Raw genomic sequence first — 22,581 nt, 5'->3', positions numbered from 1 at the left:
GAAGGGGAGTATCCCAGGCGGTGCCGCTCGCATGAGGCGGCGCCCCGCCATTCCGCCGTCGTCAGCACGGGCCCAGTGGCCCCGGCGCCGGAACCGGCCCGCCCATGGCGACCGGGGGAGAGACTTTCGGGGATGACCCGTATTCATCTGCCGGAGGTTTTTGCGTGCACGTACCACTTTGGGTTTGGCTGGCGACCATCGCCGCCATCGCCGCTTTATTCCTGTTCGACTTCGTCGCCCATGTGCGCAAGCCCCATGAACCCACGTTCAAGGAGGCCGCCTGGTGGTCCACGTTTTTCATCACGCTGGCGCTGCTGTTCGGCGCCGGTCTGTGGGTGGTGTGGGGGCACCAGCATGGCGCCGAATACTTCGCCGGCTTTATTACCGAGAAAAGCCTCTCCATCGACAATCTGTTCGTGTTCGTCACCATCATGGCGAAGTTCGCCGTGCCCCGTCCTTATCAGCAAAAAGCGCTGCTGATCGGCGTGCTGATCGCGCTGATTCTGCGCGGCCTGTTTATCGCCGCCGGCGCCGCCGCCATCGCCCGCTTCAGTTGGGTTTTCTACATTTTTGGCGTATTTCTGCTCTATACCGCCGTCCATCTGACCCTGGAATTTTTCAGCAAAAAAGAGGCCGGCGACAACTACCAGCCCGGCCCGGGTGTGCGCCTGCTGCAAAGAATCCTGCCTTCGACCAGCGATTACCACGGCCAGAATCTGTTCGCCCGGGTCGACGGTAAATGGCTGGTGACGCCTTTGTTCATGGTGGTGGCGGCGCTGGGTTTCACCGATGTGCTGTTCGCGCTGGATTCGATTCCGGCGATTTACGGGCTGACCAAAGAACCCTATATCGTTTTCACCACCAATGCGTTCGCCCTGCTTGGCCTGCTGCAACTGTATTTTCTGATCGGTGGTCTGCTGCAACGGCTGGTCTATCTGGGGCTGGGTCTGTCCGCGATTCTGGCGTTCATCGGCATCAAGCTGGTGATCGAGGCGCTGCACACCAACAATCTGCCGTTCATCAACGGCGGCGAACCGATCCATTTGCTGCCGGAAATTCCCATCTGGCTGTCGATGACGATCATCGTCGGCACCCTGGTGGTCACCACCCTCGCCAGCCTGATAAAAAGTGGCTTGGATAAAAAAGCCGGCTAGGAAGCCTCTGAAAAACGCTGGCACGCCAAAGCCCCGGCCCGTTCGCCACGCTCTGGCTTAGCGTCTGGCGGTGTCAGGCGCGGTCGCGCTCCACGCGCAGGCCGTTGGCCAGCATGCGCCGGGCCAGGGTGACCAGTTCGGCGATGCTGTCCACCACCGCGTCCGGGCGGTGCGGGTGGCGCAGGGTATTGGGGAAGATCTTGTCGATCCAGGCCGGGGACCAGTGGGCGCCGTTGTAAAAGATCGCAGTGACACCCGCTTCCTTGCCGGCAATCACATCGGTGGTGCTGTCGCCCACGTACCAGACGCTCTCCGACGCCGGCACATCCAGTTTCTCCAGCGCCCGCAAAATCATGTCCGGAGCCGGTTTGCGCCGCTGCACATCGTCGCCGCAGACGATCACATCAAACAGGTCGCGCCAGCGCCCTTCGTCCACCAGCCCCAGTTCATGTTCCAGATATTCCCGACGGCGGTTGGAAATCACCCCCACCGGTACGCCGCTGGCCTTGAGCCGGCGTAACTGCTCATTGATGTCCGGCTCCAGCGGGAACACCTGGTCCACGTACTTCTTGTAGCACGCGTCGAACGCCTGATGGATGGTGCGCTTGGCACCATCATCATCGCCGAACAGCACCTCGAAAATGTCGGTGCGGGAGATCTTGCGCTGGGCGGTGATTTTGGGATGAAGGCGGTGGTGCTCACGCACGTATTTGACCAGTTTGGCGTCTTCCAGGGTTTTCGACTGGTCCGGACCCAGCAGCTTATCCCAAAGGTCCAGCTCCTCCAGACGGGGCAGAACATCGTCCACCGCGTGGTACATCGCATCGTGGGTATCCACCAGGGTGGCGTGCCAGTCGATCAACACCGTCTCCGGCCGGGCGCCGGGCAACTGCAGGATGCTCATGGTGCGCTCCTCTCCACCGGGGGAGCCCTTACCCTACCGGATTCCGGCCGCATGCGCCGCCGCACCGGTGCCAATCTTTTACGTTTCCAACGCTGTTTTAACCGCCCCGCGCACCCAGTTACCAGGAACGAGCAGGAGGCCTGAGATGAGTGACGATCGCCTGAGCCGCTATCGCGACAAACGGACGCTGACCAGTAGCCACGAGCCCGCCGCCGGTCATGAGCGTGGCGCGCGGTTCGTGGTTCAGAAACACGATGCCAGCCGGCTCCATTACGATTTCCGGCTGGCGGTGGCGGGCGTGCTGAAATCCTGGGCGGTGCCCAAGGGCCCCTCCACCGACCCGCGCGAGAAGCGGCTCGCCGTGCAAGTGGAAGATCACCCTTTGGACTACGCGGATTTCGAAGGCACCATCCCCGCCGGCCATTACGGCGCCGGCACGGTGATGGTCTGGGACCACGGCGGGTATCGCAATTTGCGCGCCGACAACGACTCGCCCCGTGACATGGAACAAAGCCACCAAGAAGGGCTGATCGAGATCTGGCTGGACGGCGAGAAAATTCGCGGCGGCTATGCGTTGAAACGGTTTCGCGAGGGCGACAAACCGCAATGGCTGCTGATCAAGATGAGCGATGATCAGGCCGACGCGCGCCGGCGCCCCACCCACACCGAAAACCGTTCGGTACTCAGCGGCAAGACCCTGGCCGGCATCGCCCGCGCCGCTGGCCAGGACCGGCCAAAAGGTAACCACGATGACTGAAAAACACTACCACCTGGATGGCCATGACATTGCTGTCAGCCACGCCGACAAGGCGCTGTTTCCCGAACCGAAGATCACCAAGCAGGCGCTGGCTGAGTACTACCGCCGAGTGGCGCCGGTGATGTTGCCGCATATAAAAGGGCGGCCGTTGACCCTGCATCGCTTCCCCGATGGCATCGGTGAAGATGGCTTCTTCCAACAAGCTCGAGGGCGTTACTTTCCTGAGTGGCTGCCGGCGCGAACGATCGAGCATGGCGGCGACACCGGTGAAGTAACCCACGTGCTGTGCGAACACAGCGCGGATCTGGTCTACCTGGCCGGGCAGGCAGCCATCGCCCTGCACGCCTGGCCCAGCCGCCAGCCGGAGCTGGATAAGCCTAGCCAATTGATCTTCGACCTGGACCCGCCGGGCCAGGACTTCGAGCCGGTGCGCCAGGCAGCGTTACAGCTCGGCCAGTGGCTGCGTGAACGGAATATCACGCCGTTCGTGAAGACCACCGGCTCGCGGGGCCTGCACGTGGTGGTGCCTCTGGAGCCGGAGCTGGATTTCGACCGCGCCCGGGATCTGGCACGGGACATGGCCGCGCAGTTGGCGCATCAGCATGCCGACACGCTGACGCTGGAGCAGCGGAAGGACAAGCGAAAAGGACGGCTGTACCTGGACATCATGCGCAACGCTTTCGGCCAGACCGCGGTGGCGCCTTATTCGGTGCGCGCTCTCCCCGGCGCGCCGGTGGCGACGCCGTTGGAATGGTCGGAACTGGATGACGCGCGGTTAACCGCGCGCCGCTATACCGTGGCCAACCTGTTCCGCCGGCTCGGCCAGAGGCAGGACCCCTGGCATCGCATGGAGGATCAGGCGGTGGGTGCGGCCGCGTTACGTAAGGCCACCGGTTAAAGGGAATGGCTGTTTATTGCGGCGGCGTTATTTGTGCGCCGCCATCTCCTTCTGGTAGGTCCGGGCAAGGCTGGTCTTTTGCTGCTCGGGCAGGGCTCGCCCGGCAAGCTGGAATACTTCCTGCTCTTCTTCATCAAGATGATGGGTGACCAGATGTTGCAGTTTCTTGGCGGTGCTCAACCAGGCCGAAGAACTGAAATCCGTTTCTTCCAGGGTTTCCAACAGTTCGTCGATCTCGTGGTGCTCGGCCACACTGTGGCGCGCTTTTTCCTGGGTCAGATCGACTTCCATCATGGGGATATAAAGGGCACGTTCTTCCGCGGCGGCGTGGGCGCTCAGCTCGGTTTTCACCTTTTCGAACAGCTCGTCGCGCCCTTCGCTGTCGCCGTGGGTTTTCACCAACAGTTCCAGCAGAGTCCGCTGTTTATCGTGGTCCGCGCGCAGCGCTTCGAAAATGGTCATGGATATGGCCTCCTCAGGGGGGTGCACCGGGCCGGCGCGTCGGAGTCGCGCCAAAAAAAGCCCGCGGTACGATTTCAATCGGTCCGATCAATGACCGTTACCATACCCTGGAAAAGAGAAATTCCCGGACAGCTTTACCGGAGTTTACCTTCCCCCATGTTCAGTCAGTCTCCAGCAGACGCGGCCCCGGCCCCTCGTCACCAAGCTGGTCCCAGGGGTTGCGCAGCGGGCAGGCTTCCATCGACAAACAGCCGCAACCGATGCAGCCGTCGAGCTGGTCACGCAATCGGGTAAGCTGCTCAATGCGCCGATTCAAATCACCACGCCAGCGCCGCGACAAACGCTGCCAATCCCGAGCGGTGGGCGCGCGGCCATCCGGCAATTCATTCAGCGCGTCGGCGATCTCCGCCAGCGGAATGCCGGTACGCTGGGCCACCTTGATCAGGGCCACCCGGCGCAGCACACCGCGATGGTAACGCCGCTGATTGCCGTTATTGCGGCGGCTCTGAATCAGCCCTTTGCTTTCATAGAAATGCAACGCCGACACCGCCACGCCGCTGCGGCGTGCCACCTCGCCCACCGACAGCTCCTTGTTCACGGTCTGCTGGTTAACCGTGCCCTCGTTAACAGTACTCTCGTTGACCGTGCCCATGCGCCACTCTTTGACCTCAAGTTTAGTTGAGGTTTTACACTGCCGGCGCGGGCATGGCAACCGTGATTAAAGAATCCAATCGCCACCCCGGTTAAACGTTCGCCGTAGTATCATCGGGGCCGGGTCGAAACAGCCCGACCCCGGTCGACTACCTCCCCGACCCAATCACACCGTTTCCGACGCAGCAAGGAGCCGCCGTGGACCCGATCATTTCCATCAAGCAGTTGAGCAAGACCTACGACAGCGGCTTCCAGGCGCTGAAGAACGTGGATCTGGAAATCCGCCGGGGCGAAATTTTCGCCCTGCTCGGCCCCAACGGCGCCGGCAAGACCACTCTGATCAGTATTGTTTGTGGCATCGTCAATCCCAGCGCCGGCCAAGTCGACGCCGATGGCCACGATATTCTGCGCGACTTCCGCGCCGCCCGGTCCTCGATTGGGCTGGTGCCCCAGGAAATTTCCACCGACGCCTTCGAGACCGTGTGGGCCACGGTCACTTTCAGTCGCGGCCTGTTCGGCAAGCCCGCCAACCCGGCTTATGTGGAAAAAGTGCTGCGGGATCTGTCGCTGTGGGACAAACGCAAAGACAAGATCATCGCGCTCTCCGGTGGCATGAAGCGGCGCGTGATGATCGCCAAGGCGCTGTCGCACGAGCCCAAGATCCTGTTTCTGGACGAGCCCACCGCCGGCGTCGACGTGGAGTTGCGAAGGGACATGTGGGAGATGGTGCATGCTCTGCGCGAGAGCGGCGTGACCATTATTCTCACCACCCATTATATCGAGGAGGCCGAGCAGATGGCCGATCGCATCGGCGTGATCAATCACGGCGAGATCGTGCTGGTGGAAAACAAGCACGCGCTGATGGAAAAGCTGGGCAAGAAAGAACTGCGTCTTCAACTCAGCGAACCGTTGCAGGCTCTGCCGGAAGGGCTGCGCGATCAATCGCTGGCACTGGCCGCCGACGGTCACGAACTGGTCTACAGTTTCGATGCGCGCCACGGTCAGGGCGACATCGCCGGTCTGCTGCGCCGTCTCGCGAAGCTGGGCATTGAATTCAAGGATCTGCGCACCCGGGAAAGCTCCCTGGAGGAGATTTTCGTCAGCCTGGTGCATGAACCGCAATCACAACCGCGCCCGGAGGAAGAAGTATGAATTTTCACGCGATCCGTGCGATCTACCTGTTCGAAATGGCGCGCACCTGGCGCACGCTGATGCAGAGCATCGCCTCGCCGGTGATTTCCACCTCGCTGTATTTCGTAGTGTTCGGTTCCGCCATCGGCTCGCGCATGGTGGAAATCAATGGCATCAGCTACGGCGCCTTTATCATTCCCGGCCTGATCATGCTGATGCTGCTCAACGAAAGTATTTCCAACGCCTCGTTCGGCATCTATATGCCGAAGTTTTCCGGCACCATCTACGAGGTGCTCTCCGCCCCGATCTCCTATGTGGAAATCGTGCTCGGCTATGTCGGCGCGGCGGCCAGCAAATCGGTGGTTCTCGGCTTGTTGATTCTCGCCACCTCACGGTTGTTCGTGGAATTCCATATAGCCCATCCGCTGTGGATGGTGGGCTTTCTGGTGCTGACCGCCGTCACCTTCAGCCTGTTCGGTTTTATTATCGGCGTCTGGGCGGATGGCTTTGAAAAGCTGCAGATCATTCCGATGATGATCGTGACGCCGCTGACGTTCCTTGGCGGCACCTTCTATTCCGTGGATATGCTGCCACCAGCGTGGCAAACGGTGACCTTGTTTAATCCGGTGGTGTACTTGATCAGCGGCTTTCGCTGGAGCTTTTACGGCATCGCCGACGTCAGCATCGGCATCAGCCTGGGCATGACGGTGCTGTTCATGTTGCTGTGCTTGAGCACGGTATGGTGGATCTTCAAAACCGGTTATCGGTTGAAGAGTTGAGTGCCGGCGTTGAACACGGCAAGCCGGCCCGACGGATGTCGCGGCGGGCCGGGCTTGTCACTGACACCGACTTAGCGCTTCTTATTGAGATCCGTGACGATTTTTTCCACCTCATCACGAGGTAGATAATCCAGGTCCCAATGATTGGTGTAACTTTCTTTTAAGCGGCGTCGACCACGGTGCAGCGGCTCCGGGTCGTCGCCGGCGTGGGCGGCGGCGCTGTCGCCAAGCTGTGGCGGCGGTTCCTTCGGCGGCTGTTTGGCCGGGCGCCGGGGAAAGCGCCGCCACCAGTCGCGCCATCGGCGTTTCCAGATTGAGCCCATCGTTTGCTCCGGATTGCGGGCCAGGCGGGTCCCCCTCCATGCTACGCCGGCCCAACCACGCCGCCCACCCCGCCATTCCCTTCATGGCGCCAGCTTCGTACCATGGGCGCTGCCGTGACCCTGGGGAATCGCTTTGAATCTCGACCTGACCGATCTGCTGCTGCTTGCCGCGCTGGTGCTGGGTGCCGCGTTGTTCTGGCGCTCGCAGCGCATCCGCGAGACCGCCCTGCGCGTTACCCGCCGCTATTGCGAACGCGAGGACGTCATGCTGCTGGACGAAACCGTTGGCCTGAAACGCCTGCGGCTGCGCCGGGACAACCAGGGGAAGCTGCGTCTATGGCGCGTTTACGAGTTCGAATTCACCGTCACCGGCGGCGAGCGCTACCGCGGCGAAACGCTGCTGCTGGGTGAGCGCGTGGAGCGGGTCACCCTGCCGCCGCACCGATTCGTGGACGAACCCGACCGCCTTCGCTAGGGCGCCTGACACTGCTTTTACACCTTTTTTAATCAAACCGGTGTTTTCATGCACCGATCAGGCGTACTCATGGTAGGCCCCGCCAGCAACACGGAGGCCCCATGATTTACGCGCAAAGGGTGGAACGGATCCAGCCATCGCTGACGCTGAAGATCAATGCCGAGGCGGCGGCGCTCCAGAACGGCGACGGCTCGGTGGCGCGGCTGGGTGCCGGAGAGCCGGATTTCGATACCCCGGAGGCGATCAAACGCGCCGCTCACCGCGCCATTGATGAAGGTTACACCCACTACACCGCCGTGGACGGCTACCCCGCCCTGAAGCAGGCGGTGCGCGACAAATTCCGACGCGATAACGACCTGGCTTTTGATAGCGACGAGATCCTGGTGAGCTGCGGCGCCAAGCAAGCGCTCTATAACATCTGCCAGACCCTGCTGCAGCCCGGCGACGAAGCCCTGGTGCCGCGCCCGTATTGGGTGACCTATCCGGCCCAGGTGATGCTGGCCGGCGCCGATCCCGTGTACGTGGACGCCCCCGCCGAAGAAGGTTATACGCTCACCGCCGAGCGCCTGCAGGCTGCGATCACCGCCCGCACCCGGCTGGTTTTTCTGAACAGCCCGAACAACCCCACCGGTCGCGTTTACCGTGACAGCGAGCTGGCCGACATCGCCGATCTGCTGCGCCAGCATTCTCGCCTGTGCATTGTCAGCGATGAAATCTATGAACATCTGAATTGGGGCCCGGCGCCGTTTCGTAACCTTCTCAACGTGGCACCGGACCTGGCTGAGCGCTGCTTCGTGGTCAATGGCGTTTCCAAGGCCTACGCCATGACCGGCTGGCGGGTTGGCTTTGTCGGCGGCCCGGCGGAGGCAATCGCACGGATAAAAAAGGTGCAGGGCCAGAGTACCGCCGGCACCGCTTCGATCAGCCAGCACGCCGCGCACGCCGCGCTGAGCGGAGATCAGCGCCCGGTGCGCGAGATGGTGCGCGAATACAAGCGCCGTCACGATCACATCGTACCGGCCCTGAACGCCCTGAAAGGCATTGAATGCCCGGTTTCGGACGGCACTTTTTACGCCTTTGCCGATGCCCGGGCGTTGATTGAGCGGCGCACCGATCTGCAGGACGACCAGCAATTGGCCGAACGGCTGCTGCACGAGGCCGGCGTGGCGGTGGTGCCCGGCAGCGGCTTCGGCGCCCCCGGGCGGCTGCGTATTTCCTTCGCCGCCAGTCGCGAGACCATCGACACCGGCCTGCAACGGTTGCGCCGGTTCATCGGCTGAATCAGCCCTGTTCAAGGAGGAATCATGAGCACCCAAACGGTAGGAGATTTCATCGTCGAGCGCCTGCACCAGTGGGGCATTCAGCGCGTTTACGGCTACTCCGGCGACGGCATCAACGGCGTGATGAGCGCGCTGCGCCGCGCCGAGGACAAAATCACCCTGGTGCAACCGCGCCATGAGGAGCTGGCGGCTTTCATGGCCAGCGGCCATGCCAAATACACCGGCGAAACCGGGGTGGTGGTCGCCACCTCCGGTCCGGGGGCGGTTCACGCTCTCAATGGTCTGTACGACGCCGCCAAGGACCACATGCCGGTGGTCGCGATTCTCGGCCAACAGGCGCGCGTCAGTCTGGGTTCGGATTTCCAGCAAGAGGCGAACCTGGAAAGCCTGTGCCAGGACGTCGCCGGCTACGTGCAGACGCTGATGGCGCCGGAGCAGACCCGCCATGTCGTTGATCGGGCGCTGCGCATCGCCGAAGCGGAGCGCACCGTGACCCGTGTGATCGTGCCCAACGACCTGCAGGACGCCGCCACGGCCCAGCCGCCGGCCGGCCACGGCTCGACCTGGTCGGGCACCGGCTATCGTGCCTCCGAGCGCCTTCCCAAGAGCGCCGATCTGGACGCCGCCGCGCGGCTACTCGACCAGGGCGACAAGGTGGCGATTCTGGCCGGCGCCGGCGTCCAGGACGCGGTGCCGCAACTGCTGGAACTGGCCGACGCCCTCGGCGCCGGCGTCGCCAAAGCGGTGTTGGCCAAGACCATGATCGCCGACGACGCCCCCGGGGTGACCGGCGGCATCGGTTTGCTCGGCACCGAACCCAGCGATTACATGATGCGGCATTGCGACACCCTGTTGATGGTGGGCACCAGCTTCCCCTACGCCGAGTTTCTGCCCGCCTGCGACCAGGCGAAAGGGGTGCAGATCGATGTGGACGCCGCCAATCTGGGCCTGCGCTTTCCCAACGAGGTCAACCTGCACGGCCACGCCAAACCCACCCTGCAGGCATTGCTGGAACGGGTAACCCGTAAACCAGAACGAAGCTGGCGGGAAACGCTGGAGGGCCGTGTCCGCGACTGGTGGGAAACGCTGGAAGCGCGCGCCAACACCAGCGCCGAGCCGCTGAATCCGCAGAAGCTGTTCTGGGAGCTCTCGCCACGCCTGCCCGAGGGCGTACGCCTGGCCGCGGATGTCGGCACCGCCACCGACTGGTATTCCCGTTTTCTGAAAGTTGGCGGCCACGCCATCGGCTCCACCTCCGGCGGCCACGCGTCCATGGGCAACGGCATCCCCTATGCGCTGGCCGCCAAGTTCGCGGCCCCGGACAAGCCGGTGATCGCCCTGGTCGGTGACGGCGCCATGCAGATGATCGGCAACAATGGCCTGATCACCGTGGCCCATTACTGGCGCCAATGGAGCAACCCGACGCTGATCGTACTGGTGCTCAACAACGGCGATCTGAATCAAGTGACCTGGGAGCAGCGGGTCATGGAAGGAGACCCGAAGTTCGAGACCTCGCAGGCGCTGCCCGATTTCGACTACGACCGCTACGCGGAAATGCTCGGCTTGCGTGGCTTGCGCGTGGATCACCCGGATCAGGTGGGCCCGGTGTGGGATCAGGCCCTGGCGGCGGACCGGCCGGTGGTGATCAATGCGGTGGTGGACCCCAATGTGCCGCCCCTGCCCACCCACCTGGAGCTGGATCAGGTGAAAGGTTACCTGGGCTCCATTCTCAAAGGCGACCCGGAAGCCGGCGCGGAAATCCGCCAGTCGCTGAAAGCGATGGCGGCGAAGTATCTGAAACGCTAACGCGCCGCAACGTAAAACGCCCCGGCAAGCCGGGGCGTTTTTATTGCCGGTTTGACCGTGGGGCTCAGGTCCAGCCGAACAGGCCGTCCAGCAGGCCACCCAACAGATCACCCAGCCCGGGGATGCCTTCGAGAACGTCGGCAATCGGGTTAAGAATCTGCTTGAGCACGCCGTCATCGCCGGCCAGGGTATCGATCAAGCCCACCAGCGGCTCACCCAGCCCAGGGATCTGACCCAGCAGATCGCCCAACGCCGGCACCAGAGCACCGTTCTCGCCGAGCACGCCGCCGAGCAGATTATCCAGGCCCGCTTCGCCTTCCAGGGCACCGCCGTCCAGCAGACCACCCAGCAGGCTGTTGACCAGATCACCGAGCACCGGCACCTGACCGAGCAGGTCGGTGGCCGGGCTGAGCAGATCGCCAGGGTTGCTCGGGTCCACGCCGCCTTCGCCGCCCAGCAGTGTACCCAGCACCTGGTTGAGCAGGTCACCGGCCACCGGAATGTTCTCCAGCGCGTCGGTCAGGGTCGCCAGCGGGTCAGCGCCGTCGCCACCGTCACCACCGGGGACCGCGCCCAGCAGGGTTTCCAACAATGGGTTGAGCAGGTCGCCCAGCACCGGCACTTCGCCCAGCAGTTCGCTGAAGTCACCCAGTTGATCGCTGGCGGAAGTCAGGCAGTCCAGCGGGTTTTCGGATTCGCAGGCCACCGCGCCAAGCAACTGATTGACCAGCGGGCCAAGAACCGGCACTTGCTCAAGCACTTCGTTGACCTGGTCAAGCTGACCGCCGGACAAGCCGCCCAGCAGGGATTCCAGATCCAGGGCGTCCAGCGGCAGGCCGCCGGTGTCGCCGCCGGCCAGGCCGTTGAGCAGGTCGCCGAGCACGGGGATTTCCGCGACCATTTCGGGCAGGCCTTGCAGCTGGCCGAGCAGGGCGAACAGCGGGTTGGCGTCGTCGCCTTCGCCGCCTTCCAAGGCACCGCCGATCAGATCACCGAGCACCGGAATACCGGCCAACAGTTCCGGCAGGGTTTCCAGCAGGTCCACGTTGGTGGGGTCTTGCAGGCCCGCCAGCAGGCTGTCGACCAGGTCGCCCACCACCGGCACGCCACCCAGTGCGTCGGTCACCGGCGCCAGCAGGCCGCCAGCGCTCAGCAGACATTGCAGCGGGTTGGTGTCTTCACTGCAGATCTCACCCAAACCGGGAACCGTGATCGCGCCGGGGTCCAGAATAGTAGTCACGCCACCGATGATTTCATTCAGGCAGGCTTGCGGCTCGAAACCGTTGGTGGAAGTGACCGGGCACAGCGCGCCGGTCAAGGTGTTGCTGGTGGAGATCAGCAATTCACCGCTGGTCAGACTTTGCGCCACGCCGCTGAGGCACACCTGCGGGTTGGTGGCATCGTCGCAACCTAGCAGCGACAGCGCACCCTGGACCGTATCGGGGGTGGACTTCAGTACATCGACCAGGCAGGTAACGGGATTATCCGAGTCAGGGCAAAGCTGTTGAGCCAAGGGAGCGCTGCCGTCCAGCAAACCGGTGAGCGTGTCTTTCAAGTAAACGCCGCTCTCTTTTACGCAAGCGGTCAGGAATTCAGGTTTGGTAGCGCTTCCCACCAGGGAGGTATCGGTGTCCGCCACGGTATCGGCACACAATAAGCCGAGGATATTGTCGTTGCCCAGGGAGATATTCTGTAGCGCTTCATTTTCGCAAGCCAGCACATCGATCGGCGCCAGCAGACCTTCGCTGGGCAGGCCGGCAACTTCCGGACACACCGACAAGGTGAAATGGTTCTGAGTGTCAATCAGGCTGACCACCTTGGCTTCTTCCTCATCGGTCATGCCGTCATCCGGATCGCCGCCGTTATCGGGATCGTCCGGGTTGCCCGGGTTATCCGGGTTGTTGCCGCCGTCATCCGGATCATCCGGATTGTCCGGGTTATTGGGATTGCTCGGGTTGTCCGGATTGTTGGGGGTATCCCCACCACCGCCGGAGCCTCCCCCACCGCCACCACAAGCCGCCAGTACGGCGACCATCATCAGCATAAGCAGGCTTCTTGCCAGGGACGTGATCATTTTTCCACCCTCTCACAGAGATTTTTCAAGGAATTCGTCTCGCCGGCACCGGGGGGCGCTACCCCTTCCCCCTCAGGAAAAAAACAGCCGGTAACCGTGAACGTTTTGAATGTACAAAGGATGGCTATGAAAAAATGTAGAGCGTGATTTAAGTCATGTTACGGCCTGGTTCAAAAGCGGCGATAAGTGCAGCTTCTGTGTGCGCCGTGTAACGATTTCGTGATTTTTTACGTTCTGAAAGGGCAAAGTTCGAGGTTTGTGTACTGGCGCACTTTATTGAAGTGGCGTCGCTCACACGGAAATTGTGCAAACGCGCAAGAACAGGATGGGGCCGCGCGCCGGCGAAGTCGCCGGCACAGGGCTCGACAACAAAGGCGGCGCGACCCGGTGGCACGCCGCCGCCGGGCTCAGGTGATCGGGATCATCACCCGGTCCCGGTAGGCCGACCGCTTGCGCAGCCGGCCGTACCAGGCTTCCAGATGGGGCATCGGGGGGCGCTCGATGTCCAGCTCGAACCAGGCATAAACCAGACAACCGAGGGGAATATCGCCCATGGCGAAGCGGTCACCGGACAGATAAGGCTGCCTGGCCAGCGTCTGGTCGGCCACCGCCAGGGCCCGGGCCAGGGTCTGGCGGCCCTTTTCCATGGCTTCGTCATCACGCTCCGGCGGCGCCTTGCGCACCCGGTTGATAAACCAGGCTATGTAAGGCGGCACCAGGGTCGAGGTGGCCCAGTCCATCCATTTGTCCGCCACCGCGCGTGCCGCCGGGTCGGCGTCATACAAGCGGCCCTCGCCATAACGAGCGCTCAGATAACGGACCATGGCGTTGGACTCCCACAGCACCAGATCGCCGTCTTGCAGACACGGGATCAGACCATTGGGGTTGAGCGCCCGGTAATCCTGCTCGTTCAGGCCGCCGAAGCGGCCGCCCACGTCGATGCGCTGATAGTCCAGCGCCAGCTCATCGGCGCACCAAAGCACTTTTTTAACGTTGGTGGAATCCAACCGGCCCCAGATTTTCATTGGCGCCTCAGAGCTGCTCAAGCACGGTTTCCGCGCTGCTCTGGTCGACGCCCTTGGCGTCCACGCCCAGGTATTCCACCACGCCATCGTTGGCGATCAGCGCGAAGCGCTTGCTGCGGATACCCATGCAGCCAGCGGTGGCGTCCAGCTCCAGGCCCAGCGCCTTGGCGAACTCGGCGTTGCCGTCGGCGAGCATGGTGATTTTCTCGGCGTTCTGATTCTGCTGCCAGGCGTCCATCACGAAGGCGTCGTTGACCGCCATGCAGGCGATCGCATCCACTTTTTCCAGAATGTCGTCGGCGCTGACCACGAACCCGGGCATATGGGTGTTGGAGCAACCCGGCGTGAAGGCGCCTGGCACCGCGAACAGCACTACCTTTCGGCCTTTGAAGAACTCACCGGTGGCAAGATCCTGAGGGCCCTTATCGCCATTGGTCTTGATGGTAACGTCGGGGATTTTATCGCCTACGGCTATGGTCATGTGTGGCTCCTGCTGACGAACAATCGGTACCGCCCGGGTGGGCGGCGAGGCCCTCCAATGTAGCAGATCGCGCCGGCGCCGGCTTCCCGCTGGCGCGGCTTGCGCCCCTGCCCCGGCACCAGGCTTCAATGTTCCGTCATGGCGGTTGAGGGAGGTGGCGGGCATCCCCATCTCTGCGTCAACGCAGACGCAATGAATGGAGACAGCGATGACTCAAACCGTGGTAATCACCGGCGCCAACCGGGGTATCGGGCTGGAAATGGCGCGCGCCTGGAAAGCGCGCGGCGATCAGGTGATCGCCGTCTGTCGGCAAGCCTCGGCAGCGCTGAAAGGGCTCGACACACAGATTATCGAAGGCATCGACGTGGGCCGGGACCAGGACATGGCGGCTCTGCGCAATGCGCTTGAGGGTGTCACCATCGGCGCGCTCTATAACAATGCCGGCACCATGAGCGACGAAACCCTGGACGACATGGACTACGACCGCATTCGCACCCAGTTCGAGGTCAACACCCTGGGGCCACTGCGCGTTACCATCGCGCTCACCGGCAACCTCGCCAACGGCAGCAAGGTGGGCCTGATGACCTCGCGCATGGGTTCCATTGACGACAACGACTCCGGCGGCCGCTACGGCTATCGGATCAGCAAGGCCGCCCTCAATGCCGCCGGCAAGTCCCTGGCTCTGGATCTGAAAGCGAAAGGCGTGGCGGTGGGCATTTTCCATCCCGGTTACGTGAAAACCGACATGACCGGCCACACCGGTCATCTCACCCCGGAACAGTCCGCCGAACGTCTGCTCGAGCGCATGGACCAGCTCAACCTGGATAACACCGGCACCTTCTGGCACTCGGACGGCAGCGTGCTGCCCTGGTAAACGCTCGGGCCGCGCCAACCCGACAAGCGGCCTTTCCAGCCATGAAAATAGTACCGATCAGGAAAAAAATGCTCGGTTTTTCTCAGAATCCACTTTTTAGTCCCGATCGGTATGATTATTGGACTTCAGACTGGATATCGCTCTAATATTACCGATCAGGAATATTTGGAGTGACCCCAATGAGCGCCGTGCCGCGACAATACAACGTGGACAACCCGGCAGAACTGGGGCGGCGCATCCGCGCCGCTCGGAAGGCCCAGGGCCTGACCCAGGTGGATCTGGCGGAAATCGCCGGCGTCGGCCCACGTTTTTTGTCGGAGCTCGAGCGCGGCAAGGACACGGTGCGCCTGGGGCTGGCGCTGAAGATCGCGCGCCTGGTGGGGCTGGATTTGTTCGCCGTGCCACGAGGGGGTACCTCATGAACCGGGCACTGAACGTCTGGTATCAAGACCGCAAGGTCGGCCGCTTATTGGACAGCGGCGACGGGCGCATGGCCTTTATCTACGACGGCGACTGGCTGGAACACGGCTGGGCGATCTCCTGCAGCCTGCCCGTGAACGAAACCGGCGACTTCCTGCCGCCGGACCTGCGCGGCCATCATTTCTTCGCCAATCTGTTGCCGGAAGGAAACGCCCGGGACCGGCTGGTGCGGCAACTGGGTATCGCCGACGACGATTTCACGCTGCTGGAAACCTTGGGCGATGATTGCGCCGGGGCCCTGCAGCTGCTGCCCGAAGGCCAGGTTCCCAATGTCAGCAGCAACGCTCTGCGCCCGCTCCGGGAAGCCGATCTGATTACCGCCATCGAACGGGGCCGAGCCCAATGGTTGGATGGCGACGACGCCCCGCGCCTTTCATTGGCCGGCGCTCAAGACAAAGTACCGGTTCGCGCCACAGCCGGCGAGCACGGTATCTGGACTTTCCAACTGCCGGAAAGCGGCGCCGCGTCCACGCACATCCTGAAACTCCCGGTGCGCGATCTGAAGCAGGTGCCGTTGCTGGAGATTTACACCACTTATATCGCTGGGAAGCTAGGCCTGCCGGTGGCCCCGGTACGCCTTGTGCGTATCGGTCCACATATCGCGTCCCTGGCCGAACGCTACGACCGCCAAAGCCGCGACGGTCTGGTATCACGATTGCACCAAGAAGACCTTTGCCAGGCGCAGGGGCGCTCACACGCTTCAAAGTACGACGCCGGAAGCAACGCGTTCTCCGAGTTAGCGGCGGTGATCCAACAGCACTGCCAAGCACCCGCCGTGGATCTGCAGGCCTTGGCCCGCTGGCAAATCTTCAATGCGCTGGCGGGAAACGCCGACGGCCACCTGAAGAACCTTTCACTGATCTCTCACGGACACGACGGTTGGTCGCTCGCGCCCTTTTACGACCTGGTCTGCACGCTGGCCATCGATAACATCAGCCACCAACTGGCGCTGCCCGTGGGACGTCACACCGACCCCGGCAACCTGCACCGCAAGCACTGGGACGTGTTTGCCGAACAACTGGGCATGACGACGAAGCGCATTCAACGGCTAATCCAGGAGCAGAGTTCGGCACTCAGTGAGAACCTTGATGCCTGGCACCGAAATTTCATCGAAGAACACCGCCTCGCCGGCGAACTCGACAATGCCAAGGCCGTGATAGCCCGGCAGATCGGTAAAGCACAACGGGACTGGCTTCCCTAGAGGTCGCACTGCACGCCGAACACAGCGAGGCCCTCCACCAGGTACTCGGACAGCAGCGGGTGGCCGAGCAGGAAGTCGGCGGTGTCCGGCGTCCACTCGTCGCGGGCCATGCGCAGGGCCTCCTCCCACTCGTCCTCCTGGAAATCGCCACGACCCAACCACATCAGCGCCACCACCTCGGTCTGCTGATCCGGCTCCAGGTCCTCAATCACGGTGCGAAACTCCGCCACTGAGCCGTCCTCTTTGCCGGCCGCCGGCTCCGTCAGCGCCTCCGCGCCGGCGGCGTCGTCGATGGGGTTGCCGGCGTCCTCCGGCATGCTCACCGTGTCACGGGCCTGGAAGGCCTGGGCCAATTCCACCAACCGACATACGGTCTCGCCGCTCACGTTCAACATAGGATTCTCCCTGCCTGTCGGCTCTCAAAACGAGAACCCGCGTGGCTTTAACCTCAAATCTGAAGACGGCGGAGGCAACCACAAGGAGGAATTTGTAAAAGGTGGCCGGGGAGAAGCGGAAGTGCGAACTACGCGACCTCGTTACGAGCGGAGACGACGTCGCCTCGCCCTGCGACCAGGCCCTCCACGGAGATGTCCTCATTCAGCACATCCCAATGAATACCCTTGCCGGAGTAACTGATTCGATATTGATCTCGCTGCTCCGGCCGTGCGTTCAAAAGGCGGGGAAACCAGGCAAGTGGGATACCTAATGAGCGGCCGTCATTAAGCTCCACCCACATGGTGTCGTCATCAAAGCTCACCGCTTTAGCGCTCGCTGAAATGTTCATGCCATGCTCGTTCAATCTCATCACGACGTTTCGCCACGATGGCCGTCAGTTGGGAAAGTTGCTAACGATTATAACCCGCGCTATCTGCTATAGACACCTCGGGATACAGCCATAATTTAGCCTCCCCGGCACCACTCTCGGCATGGATATGCATCTTCTCCCTGGGGTTACCCTCATTCGAGTAGAAGAAGAATCGGATTCCCTTATAGCGGAACACTACTGGCATAATTACGCCCCGTACCGAGAAGATGCATCAACGGTAACGCGATCAGAGCGGACCAATCGCCAGGCCACTTCTTCAAAACGGCCCAGCCCGGCCTGCTGGAACCGGGGCTGGTGGGCGATCACATCCTTGCGGGACAGCTCTTGTCGGTGATACGCCCTGCCGTAGGCCCGTTCGATCCACGCCGGCGGCACCGAGAACGGCGGGCCGTCCATGCGCGCCTGGTCGTACTCGAAGCTGATCAGCAACTGCGGCGCGGTCGCGGTCAGCCCCGGCAGCGCTTCGGCGTAGCGCTCACGCATGGGCGGCGGCAGCGCCACCAGCGCGGCGCGGTCGTAGATCAGATCCACCGGTCCGAGACTCTGCGCCGTCAGAGCGAAAAAATCGCCCTGGAACACGGTCAGGTCAGCGTGGCGCCAACACTGTCCGCCGGCCCAGTCGGAAATCTCCGGCACCAGGTTGCGCTCCTGAAACAGCTCGCGCACCGCCAATTCGCTCAGCTCCACGCCCACCACCCCATAGCCTTGCTCAAGCAAGTAACCCATGTCCAGAGTTTTGCCGCACAGCGGCAGAAACACGCGGGCCCGATCGGGCAGATCAAACAGAGGCAGCGACCGTTTAAGAATGGGATGCACGAAAGGGAGATGAAAGCCCAACTCGTGTTTTTGCCATTTATCTTTCCAGAACGACCCTTCCATATTGTTCTCCGTCGGGAGCGAGCGTGATCAATGCGCCTCTTCCCAATTTCCGCCCATGCCGGCGTCAACGATCAGCGGAACGTCCAGTTCGGCGGCGCTTTCCATCAGCGCGGTGACTTCCTTGACCAGGTCGTCAACCTGGCTTTCTTTCACTTCGAACACCAATTCATCGTGCACCTGCATGATCATCATGGCGTCCAGATCGCTTTCGCCCAGCCAGGCGTCCACCTTGATCATGGCCCGTTTGATGATGTCGGCGGCGGTGCCCTGCATCGGCGCGTTGATGGCGGTGCGCTCGGCGGCCTGGCGGCGCTGGCCGTTGCGGCTGTTGATTTCCGGCAGATACAGGCGGCGGCCGAACAGGGTTTCCACGTAGCCTTTTTCGGCGGCGTCGGCGCGGGTGTTTTCCATGTAGCGTTTCACGCCGGGATAGCGGGCGAAGTAAAGGTCGATGTACTCCTGAGCCTCGCCACGGGGCACGCCCAGCTGCTTGGCCAGGCCGAAGGCGCTCATGCCGTAGATCAGGCCAAAGTTGATGGCCTTGGCGTTGCGGCGTTCGTTGTCGGTGACGTCATCCAGGTCTTTTCCCCACACTTCGGCGGCGGTGGCGCGGTGGATGTCTAGCTTGTTGGCGAAGGCCTCGGTGAGGCCTTTGTCGCCGGACAGGTGCGCCATGATGCGCAGTTCGATTTGTGAGTAGTCGCAGGCAACGATTTTGCGGCCGGTCGGCGCCAGGAACGCCTGGCGGATCTTGCGGCCTTCTTCGCTTCGCACCGGAATATTCTGCAGGTTGGGGTCGCTGGAGGAGAGCCGGCCGGTGGCGGCCACCGCCTGGTGGTAGGAGGTGTGCACCCGGCCGGTGGTGGGGTTGATCAGTTCCGGCAGTTTGTCGGTGTAGGTGTTTTTCAGCTTGGAGACACCGCGGTAGTCCATGATCACCTGGGGCAGTGGATAACCCTGCAAGGCCAGGTCCTGGAGCACCGCTTCGGCGGTGGAAGGCGCGCCTTTGGGGGTCTTTTTAATGACCGGGATTTCCAGCTTCTGGTACAGAATTTCACCGAGCTGTTTGGGCGAGCCCAGGTTGAATTTCTGCCCCGCTTCCTGAAACGCGTTTTCTTCCAGTTCCATCATGCGCTTGGCGAGAAAGGTGCTCTGCTTTCTGAGCATGTCCGCGTCCACGTAGGTGCCGTTACGCTCGATGCGGCTGAGCACCGGCACCAGCGGCAGTTCGATTTCCTCGAACACGCGCTTGAGGCCGGCGTGCTGTTCCAGTTGTGGCCACAGGGCCCGGTGCAGGCGCAGGGTGATGTCGGCGTCTTCGGCGGCGTAGGCGGCGGCTTCGTCGAGGCCGACCTGATTGAAGGTGAGCTGCTTGGCGCCCTTGCCGGCGATTTCTTCAAAAGAAATGGTTTTATGGCCCAGATACTTGAGCGACAGGGAATCCATATCGTGGCGGGTGGCCACCGAATCAAGCACGTAGGATTCCAGCATGGTGTCAAAAGCAATGCCGCGCAGGCTAATGCCGGCGCGCGCCAGCACGCTCATGTCGTATTTCAGGTTCTGGCCGACTTTTTTAATGCGTTCGTCTTCGAGTAAGGGTTTGAGTTTTTCCAGAACCTGCTCACGGGGCAACTGATCCGGGGCGCCGGGGTAATCGTGTGCGAACGGAATATAAGCGGCCTCGCCTTCGGCGGTGGCCATGCTGACGCCCACCAGATCGGCTTCCATGTAATTCAGGCTGGTGGTTTCGGTGTCGAACGCGAACAGATCGGCGTTTTTCAGCTTTTCGATCCAGGCGTCCAGCTGTTCACCGGTGAGCGCGTTGTCGTAGCTGTCGCGGTCCACCGCGTGCTCGGGCTGCAGCGCGGCCACGTCGCCGTCCACCGCCGGGTCCTGGCCTTCCAGCAATTCCGCCAGCCAGCCTTTGAATTCAAAGGTGCGATACAGCTCGGCGAGTTTTTCCGCCTCCGGCGTTCGCAGTTTCAGATCGTCCAGGTCCTCGTTGAGCGCACAGTCCAGTTTGATGGCGGCCAATCGGTAGGAAAGAAACGCCTGCTCGCGGTGCTCTTCCAGTTTTTTGCCCATGGTCTTGGCGCCACGAAAATCCAGCGTGGCGACCTGATCCAGGTGGTCGTAAATGTTACTGATGGCACCGAGCCCGCTGATCAGGGCGCGGGCGGTTTTCTCGCCAACACCGGGCACGCCGGGAATGTTGTCCACCTTGTCGCCCATCAGCGCCAGCAGATCGATGATCAGCTCCGGACCCACGCCGAACTTTTCTTCCACGCCGGCGATGTCGAGCAGGGTGTCGCTCATGGTGTTGACCAGGGTGACGTGCTCATTGACGAGCTGGGCCATGTCCTTGTCGCCGGTGGAGATCAGCACCGCTTTTTGCTGCTCGCTGAAAACGCGCGCGAAGGTGCCGATCACGTCGTCCGCTTCCACGCCTTCTTCGATGATCAGCGGCAACCCCATGGCGCGAATCAGCGCATGCAGTGGCTCCACCTGGGCGCGCAGGTCATCGGGCATCGGCGGGCGGTTGGATTTGTATTCTTCGAACAGCTCATCGCGGAAGGTCTTGCCCTTGGCGTCGAACACCACCGCCATGTACTCGGGATCGTAATCCTTGATCAGCTTGCGCAGCATCGATGCCACCCCACGCACGGCGCCGGTGGGCTGGCCGCTGGAAGTGCTCAACGGCGGCAGGGCGTGGAACGCCCGGTACAGATAGGAGGAGCCATCCACAAGGATGATCGGAGCGCGCTCGGCCATGGAATTCCCTGGTCAGATCGGTGAAGCGCACAGTGTAGCGCCGCCAAGCGGTCAGGTCAGGTTGCGGCTGCAAGCCGCAAGCTACAAGCTACAAGCTTCAAGATGGAGTGGACCGGTTTAAGTAGACACCGGTTTAGGCGGCGGCATAGGCATGAGGGGTAAGTCCCCCCAAGGCCATATGACGCCGCATCTTGGGGTAAAATTGATCCGTGTAGTATCGGATTTCACTCGCCATCTCGTCCCGCCCAATCAGCCCCAGGCGTCGGGTCCACTCCTTCTTGAGCAGCGCAAAGAAGCTCTCTGCGCAGGCGTTGTCCCAGCAATTTCCAGGGCGGGACATGCTGATCGTCACGCCTCGGGCGTTCAACCACCCCACTACCGCTTCGCTGCGATACTGGCTGCCTTGGTCCGAGTGGAACAGTAACTCCTCGCCTTTGGGGCACTGCCGGCGCCAAGCCTGTTCAAGAGCCTCAAGGACCAGGTTGGAGTGGTTCACCGGGCCCAACGCCCGGCCCACTACGTCCCGAGTCCCCAGGTCCAACACCACCGCCATATACAGCCAGCCTTCCCGACACCGTATCTGCGTGATGTCTGAGACCCATACCCGGTTGGCCTCAGAGACCTCAAAGTCACGGTTCAGCAGGTTCGGTGGCACCGGCAGGCCGGGATCTGGGCGGCGATGCCCGGGCTTCATGGCGACACACGACCGGTAGCCCGCCTCCCGCAACAGCCTCTGTACCTGATTCTTGCCGCAAGCAAAACCGGCATCCTGAGCGTCCAGCCAGAGTTTACGATACCCCGGAACGCTCTCCTGTTGCTCGGCGGCTTCCAGCAAGAACGAACTCAAGGCTTGGTGGTGCCGCTGGCGCGGACTGGGCCGGTGTTGGCGCTGACGCCAACGGTAATACCCTGCCCGGGAGACATCGAGTACGCTGCACATCAGCGCGACCGGCCACGCCGCGTCGTGATGGCCGTCAATGAAGGCGAACCTCATTTCCGGTGCTTGGCAACGTACTCTTCCGCCTTTTTTAGGATGTCGTTCTCCAGCTTCGCCCGTGCCAGTTGCTTCTTCAGCCGAGCGTTTTCCCGCTCAAGCTCCCGAACGCTCTTCTCCGGCCCCGGCTGGGGAGCCGGTTGATCCGATCTTTGATGAGCCATGATCCACTCACTGCGCCAGCGGCTTAACACGTTGGGATGAACACCCAGTTTGCCAGCGACTTCGGCCAGTGTCTGCGGGCTGGACAGCGACAACTCGACCGCCTCGCCTTTGAAGTCGTCGCTGAAAGATCGACGTGCCCGGAATTTCATACACCTTTCCTCTCTCAGAAAGGTGTCTACTTTTCTCGGGC

The 22,581-nt window shown here is 62.2% G+C and carries 24 protein-coding genes; 11 read left to right on the top strand and 13 right to left on the bottom strand.

The genetic code is table 11. The features are described 5' to 3' along the window. Window positions 1-164 precede the first annotated feature (164 nt). Window positions 165-1,154, top strand: coding sequence for a TerC/Alx family metal homeostasis membrane protein (locus tag CGS25_RS01445; protein ID WP_101674313.1), 990 nt, complete (start codon window positions 165-167; stop codon window positions 1,152-1,154). Between the two features lie 73 nt (window positions 1,155-1,227). Here the strand turns inward: CGS25_RS01445 and CGS25_RS01440 are convergent, their stop codons facing one another. Continuing rightward, complete coding sequence (locus CGS25_RS01440) at window positions 1,228-2,058, bottom strand: HAD family hydrolase (RefSeq protein ID WP_101674312.1); 831 nt, start codon at window positions 2,056-2,058, stop codon at window positions 1,228-1,230. A 145-nt stretch (window positions 2,059-2,203) separates the two neighbouring features. On the opposite strand from CGS25_RS01440, the gene CGS25_RS01435 reads away from it, so the two are divergent. Together CGS25_RS01435 and ligD are read left to right on the top strand one after the other, a co-directional pair. Beyond that, on the top strand, window positions 2,204-2,815 hold the full coding sequence (locus tag CGS25_RS01435) for a DNA polymerase ligase N-terminal domain-containing protein (protein WP_089033794.1): 612 nt from the start codon (window positions 2,204-2,206) through the stop codon (window positions 2,813-2,815). Further along, window positions 2,808-3,713 (top strand): non-homologous end-joining DNA ligase, encoded by a 906-nt coding sequence (gene ligD, locus CGS25_RS01430; RefSeq protein WP_089033795.1) that lies wholly within the window; start codon window positions 2,808-2,810, stop codon window positions 3,711-3,713. Before CGS25_RS01435 ends, ligD begins: the two co-directional genes overlap by 8 nt. A gap of 27 nt (window positions 3,714-3,740) precedes the next feature. Here the strand turns inward: ligD and CGS25_RS01425 are convergent, their stop codons facing one another. Together CGS25_RS01425 and soxR are read right to left on the bottom strand one after the other, a co-directional pair. After that, the gene (locus tag CGS25_RS01425; RefSeq protein WP_089033796.1) at window positions 3,741-4,175 is read right to left on the bottom strand and encodes a hemerythrin domain-containing protein; all 435 of its coding nucleotides are present in this window, start codon (window positions 4,173-4,175) and stop codon (window positions 3,741-3,743) included. Between the two features lie 160 nt (window positions 4,176-4,335). Next, on the bottom strand, window positions 4,336-4,827 hold the full coding sequence (gene soxR, locus CGS25_RS01420) for a redox-sensitive transcriptional activator SoxR (protein ID WP_101674311.1): 492 nt from the start codon (window positions 4,825-4,827) through the stop codon (window positions 4,336-4,338). A gap of 197 nt (window positions 4,828-5,024) precedes the next feature. Between soxR and CGS25_RS01415 the strand changes: the two genes are divergently transcribed. Beyond that, window positions 5,025-5,978: an ABC transporter ATP-binding protein gene (locus tag CGS25_RS01415; RefSeq protein WP_101674310.1), complete on the top strand. Its 954-nt coding sequence runs from the start codon at window positions 5,025-5,027 to the stop codon at window positions 5,976-5,978. Continuing rightward, on the top strand, window positions 5,975-6,736 hold the full coding sequence (locus CGS25_RS01410) for an ABC transporter permease (protein ID WP_101674309.1): 762 nt from the start codon (window positions 5,975-5,977) through the stop codon (window positions 6,734-6,736). Before CGS25_RS01415 ends, CGS25_RS01410 begins: the two co-directional genes overlap by 4 nt. Window positions 6,737-6,807: 71 nt before the next feature. Here the strand turns inward: CGS25_RS01410 and CGS25_RS01405 are convergent, their stop codons facing one another. Next, window positions 6,808-7,059 (bottom strand): hypothetical protein, encoded by a 252-nt coding sequence (locus tag CGS25_RS01405; protein ID WP_089033800.1) that lies wholly within the window; start codon window positions 7,057-7,059, stop codon window positions 6,808-6,810. Between the two features lie 133 nt (window positions 7,060-7,192). Here CGS25_RS01405 and CGS25_RS01400 point away from each other — a divergent pair, with 133 nt between their 5' ends. The 3 genes from CGS25_RS01400 to CGS25_RS01390 all read left to right on the top strand — a co-directional run bounded on the left by CGS25_RS01400 (window position 7,193) and on the right by CGS25_RS01390 (window position 10,620). Next, complete coding sequence (locus CGS25_RS01400; RefSeq protein ID WP_101674308.1) at window positions 7,193-7,534, top strand: DUF3301 domain-containing protein; 342 nt, start codon at window positions 7,193-7,195, stop codon at window positions 7,532-7,534. Window positions 7,535-7,635: 101 nt separating this feature from the next. Further along, on the top strand, window positions 7,636-8,814 hold the full coding sequence (locus CGS25_RS01395; protein WP_101674307.1) for a pyridoxal phosphate-dependent aminotransferase: 1,179 nt from the start codon (window positions 7,636-7,638) through the stop codon (window positions 8,812-8,814). Window positions 8,815-8,838: 24 nt separating this feature from the next. Further along, entirely contained in the window at window positions 8,839-10,620 is a 1,782-nt protein-coding gene (locus CGS25_RS01390; RefSeq protein ID WP_101674306.1) for a thiamine pyrophosphate-requiring protein, read from the top strand. Window positions 10,621-10,684: 64 nt separating this feature from the next. On the opposite strand, the gene CGS25_RS01385 is transcribed toward CGS25_RS01390, so the two are convergent. The 3 genes from CGS25_RS01385 to CGS25_RS01375 all read right to left on the bottom strand — a co-directional run bounded on the left by CGS25_RS01385 (window position 10,685) and on the right by CGS25_RS01375 (window position 14,200). Next, complete coding sequence (locus tag CGS25_RS01385; protein ID WP_232802195.1) at window positions 10,685-12,694, bottom strand: hypothetical protein; 2,010 nt, start codon at window positions 12,692-12,694, stop codon at window positions 10,685-10,687. 407 nt (window positions 12,695-13,101) lie between these two features. Beyond that, window positions 13,102-13,719, bottom strand: a complete 618-nt coding sequence (locus CGS25_RS01380; RefSeq protein WP_101674305.1) for a glutathione S-transferase family protein — start codon at window positions 13,717-13,719, stop codon at window positions 13,102-13,104. Between the two features lie 7 nt (window positions 13,720-13,726). Beyond that, a complete protein-coding gene (locus CGS25_RS01375) occupies window positions 13,727-14,200 on the bottom strand; it encodes a peroxiredoxin (RefSeq protein WP_089033805.1) in 474 nt (157 codons plus the stop codon). 208 nt (window positions 14,201-14,408) lie between these two features. On the opposite strand from CGS25_RS01375, the gene CGS25_RS01370 reads away from it, so the two are divergent. From CGS25_RS01370 to CGS25_RS01360, 3 genes are all read left to right on the top strand, one after another. Beyond that, window positions 14,409-15,074 (top strand): SDR family oxidoreductase, encoded by a 666-nt coding sequence (locus CGS25_RS01370; RefSeq protein ID WP_101674304.1) that lies wholly within the window; start codon window positions 14,409-14,411, stop codon window positions 15,072-15,074. Window positions 15,075-15,253: 179 nt separating this feature from the next. Continuing rightward, the gene (locus tag CGS25_RS01365; RefSeq protein ID WP_101674303.1) at window positions 15,254-15,496 is read left to right on the top strand and encodes a helix-turn-helix domain-containing protein; all 243 of its coding nucleotides are present in this window, start codon (window positions 15,254-15,256) and stop codon (window positions 15,494-15,496) included. Beyond that, window positions 15,493-16,755 (top strand): HipA domain-containing protein, encoded by a 1,263-nt coding sequence (locus CGS25_RS01360; RefSeq protein ID WP_101674302.1) that lies wholly within the window; start codon window positions 15,493-15,495, stop codon window positions 16,753-16,755. The genes CGS25_RS01365 and CGS25_RS01360 overlap by 4 nt, the downstream gene beginning before the upstream one ends. On the opposite strand, the gene CGS25_RS01355 is transcribed toward CGS25_RS01360, so the two are convergent. The 6 genes from CGS25_RS01355 to CGS25_RS01330 form a co-directional block, all read right to left on the bottom strand. Next, a complete protein-coding gene (locus CGS25_RS01355) occupies window positions 16,752-17,150 on the bottom strand; it encodes a DUF3775 domain-containing protein (RefSeq protein ID WP_089033809.1) in 399 nt (132 codons plus the stop codon). The genes CGS25_RS01360 and CGS25_RS01355 overlap by 4 nt on opposite strands. 128 nt (window positions 17,151-17,278) lie before the next feature. Continuing rightward, window positions 17,279-17,539, bottom strand: a complete 261-nt coding sequence (locus CGS25_RS01350; RefSeq protein ID WP_232802193.1) for a DUF2442 domain-containing protein — start codon at window positions 17,537-17,539, stop codon at window positions 17,279-17,281. 61 nt (window positions 17,540-17,600) lie between these two features. Further along, window positions 17,601-17,765: a DUF4160 domain-containing protein gene (locus CGS25_RS19375; RefSeq protein ID WP_198588658.1), complete on the bottom strand. Its 165-nt coding sequence runs from the start codon at window positions 17,763-17,765 to the stop codon at window positions 17,601-17,603. A 2-nt stretch (window positions 17,766-17,767) separates the two neighbouring features. Further along, entirely contained in the window at window positions 17,768-18,460 is a 693-nt protein-coding gene (tmpT, locus tag CGS25_RS01340) for a thiopurine S-methyltransferase (RefSeq protein ID WP_101674301.1), read from the bottom strand. Window positions 18,461-18,487: 27 nt separating this feature from the next. Continuing rightward, the gene (gene polA, locus CGS25_RS01335; protein WP_101674300.1) at window positions 18,488-21,232 is read right to left on the bottom strand and encodes a DNA polymerase I; all 2,745 of its coding nucleotides are present in this window, start codon (window positions 21,230-21,232) and stop codon (window positions 18,488-18,490) included. 133 nt (window positions 21,233-21,365) lie between these two features. Continuing rightward, a protein-coding gene (locus CGS25_RS01330; RefSeq protein WP_101674299.1) for an IS3 family transposase occupies window positions 21,366-22,540 on the bottom strand; the annotation gives its coding sequence in 2 pieces (ribosomal slippage) (window positions 21,366-22,249 and window positions 22,249-22,540; 1,176 coding nt in all). Window positions 22,541-22,581 lie beyond the last annotated feature (41 nt).

It is taken from the genome of Alloalcanivorax mobilis (assembly GCF_002864685.1).
GTDB lineage: Bacteria > Pseudomonadota > Gammaproteobacteria > Pseudomonadales > Alcanivoracaceae > Alloalcanivorax > Alloalcanivorax mobilis.
This window is presented reverse-complemented; position numbering and strand designations above follow the sequence as displayed.

Coding starts and splice junctions, on each gene's coding strand:
- CGS25_RS01440 (WP_101674312.1), bottom strand. CDS start 2,058: ATGAGCATCCTGCAGTTGCCCGGCGCCCGGCCGGAGACGGTGTTGATC.
- CGS25_RS01435 (WP_089033794.1), top strand. CDS start 2,204: ATGAGTGACGATCGCCTGAGCCGCTATCGCGACAAACGGACGCTGACC.
- ligD (WP_089033795.1), top strand. CDS start 2,808: ATGACTGAAAAACACTACCACCTGGATGGCCATGACATTGCTGTCAGC.
- CGS25_RS01425 (WP_089033796.1), bottom strand. CDS start 4,175: ATGACCATTTTCGAAGCGCTGCGCGCGGACCACGATAAACAGCGGACT.
- soxR (WP_101674311.1), bottom strand. CDS start 4,827: ATGGGCACGGTCAACGAGAGTACTGTTAACGAGGGCACGGTTAACCAG.
- CGS25_RS01410 (WP_101674309.1), top strand. CDS start 5,975: ATGAATTTTCACGCGATCCGTGCGATCTACCTGTTCGAAATGGCGCGC.
- CGS25_RS01405 (WP_089033800.1), bottom strand. CDS start 7,059: ATGGGCTCAATCTGGAAACGCCGATGGCGCGACTGGTGGCGGCGCTTT.
- CGS25_RS01395 (WP_101674307.1), top strand. CDS start 7,636: ATGATTTACGCGCAAAGGGTGGAACGGATCCAGCCATCGCTGACGCTG.
- CGS25_RS01390 (WP_101674306.1), top strand. CDS start 8,839: ATGAGCACCCAAACGGTAGGAGATTTCATCGTCGAGCGCCTGCACCAG.
- CGS25_RS01385 (WP_232802195.1), bottom strand. CDS start 12,694: ATGATCACGTCCCTGGCAAGAAGCCTGCTTATGCTGATGATGGTCGCC.
- CGS25_RS01380 (WP_101674305.1), bottom strand. CDS start 13,719: ATGAAAATCTGGGGCCGGTTGGATTCCACCAACGTTAAAAAAGTGCTT.
- CGS25_RS01375 (WP_089033805.1), bottom strand. CDS start 14,200: ATGACCATAGCCGTAGGCGATAAAATCCCCGACGTTACCATCAAGACC.
- CGS25_RS01370 (WP_101674304.1), top strand. CDS start 14,409: ATGACTCAAACCGTGGTAATCACCGGCGCCAACCGGGGTATCGGGCTG.
- CGS25_RS01365 (WP_101674303.1), top strand. CDS start 15,254: ATGAGCGCCGTGCCGCGACAATACAACGTGGACAACCCGGCAGAACTG.
- CGS25_RS01360 (WP_101674302.1), top strand. CDS start 15,493: ATGAACCGGGCACTGAACGTCTGGTATCAAGACCGCAAGGTCGGCCGC.
- CGS25_RS01355 (WP_089033809.1), bottom strand. CDS start 17,150: ATGTTGAACGTGAGCGGCGAGACCGTATGTCGGTTGGTGGAATTGGCC.
- CGS25_RS01350 (WP_232802193.1), bottom strand. CDS start 17,539: ATGAACATTTCAGCGAGCGCTAAAGCGGTGAGCTTTGATGACGACACC.
- CGS25_RS19375 (WP_198588658.1), bottom strand. CDS start 17,765: ATGCCAGTAGTGTTCCGCTATAAGGGAATCCGATTCTTCTTCTACTCG.
- tmpT (WP_101674301.1), bottom strand. CDS start 18,460: ATGGAAGGGTCGTTCTGGAAAGATAAATGGCAAAAACACGAGTTGGGC.
- polA (WP_101674300.1), bottom strand. CDS start 21,232: ATGGCCGAGCGCGCTCCGATCATCCTTGTGGATGGCTCCTCCTATCTG.